This is a genomic window from Pseudomonas sp. FG47 (genome assembly GCF_057809115.1).
Window position 1 is genome coordinate 1 of record NZ_JBMDJI010000081.1, and the last position, 1,380, is coordinate 1,380.

The 1,380-nt window shown below is 66.7% G+C and carries 1 protein-coding gene; it reads right to left on the reverse strand.

What is annotated here, in order from left to right:
- The coding region (locus ACODS5_RS24615) for a condensation domain-containing protein (protein ID WP_489109881.1) at positions 1-1,380 on the reverse strand (1,380 nt) is incomplete at both ends.

Genomic DNA, 1,380 nt, shown 5'->3' on the forward strand with positions numbered 1-1,380 from the left:
TCAGGCTGCGCTCCGGGCGCAGGGCATCGACCAGTTGCTCGAACGGCAGGTCCTGATGCGCCTGGGCCTGCAGCGCGGTGCGTTTGACCTGTTGCAGCAAGTCGCTGAACGACTGGCCGGCGTCAAACCGTGCCTTGAGCACCTGGGTGTTGACGAAGAAACCGATCAGCCCTTCGGTTTCCAGGCGGTTGCGGTTGGCGATCGGCACGCCGACACGGATATCGTCCTGGCCGCTGTAGCGCTGCAGCAGGCCCTGGAACGAGGCCAGCAACCACATGAACAGCGTCACCCCCTGCTCACGCGCCTGCCGTTTGAGCGCCACGCTCAACGCGTGCGGCAACGGCAGCACGACACGCGCGCCACGGTAGCTCGGCTGCGCCGGCCGCGAACGGTCGGTGGGCAGCTCCAGCACCGGTTGCTCACCACCCAGCTCGCCAACCCAGAACGCCAACTGGCGCTCGCGCTCGCCAGCCTCCATCCAGTCGCGCTGCCAGGCGGCGTAATCGGCATACTGCACCGGCAGTGGCGCCAGGCTGGCGGCTCGCCCCTCGAGGCTAGCGGCGTACAGCTCGCTCAACTCGCGCGCCATCAGTTGCATCGACCAACCGTCCGAGACGATATGGTGCTGAGTCACCACCAACAAGTGCTGGTCCGCCGCCAGGCGTGCCAGGCGAACCCGCAGCAGCGGCCCCTCGCGCAGGTCGAACAGGCGTTGCACCTCGCGCTCCACATAACCACGCAGTTGTTCGTCCTGCTGTTGCGTGCTGCCCGACAGGGCCAGGGCATCCTGCTCAATCGCCAGGCGCAGGGTCGGCTCTACCCGTTGATAAGCCCGCCCCTGTTCCTCGATGAAGCGCGTGCGCAGGGTTTCATGCCGCACCAACAGCCCATCGAAGGCCTGTTGCAGGGCCGCCACGTCGAGCGGGCCGACAAGTCGCAGGGCCAACGGGATGTGGTAGGCGCTGCTGTCCGGCTGCAACTGCCAGAGGAACCACTGCCGCTCCTGGGCATAGGACAACGGCAAGGCCTGTTCTCGCGAACGTGGCAGCAAGGGCGGTTGCGGCTGCGCGGTGGCCTGGTCCAGCACCTGGCAGAACGTGTCCAGGGTCGCGTGCTCGAACAGGCTGCGCAGGTCCACCTCACGCTGCAGCACCTGACGCACCCGCGAAATCACCTGGGTCGCCAACAGCGAGTGACCACCGAGCGCGAAGAAGTTGTCGTGCAAGCCTACTTGCTCGACCTTGAGCACCTCTTGCCAGATCTGCGCAATGCGCTGCTCCAACTCACTGCGCGGTGCCACGTAGGCCTGCTGCTGCTGGCTCACATCCGGCGCCGGCAACGCCTTGCGCTCCAGCTTGCCGTTGGGGCTCACCGGCAACG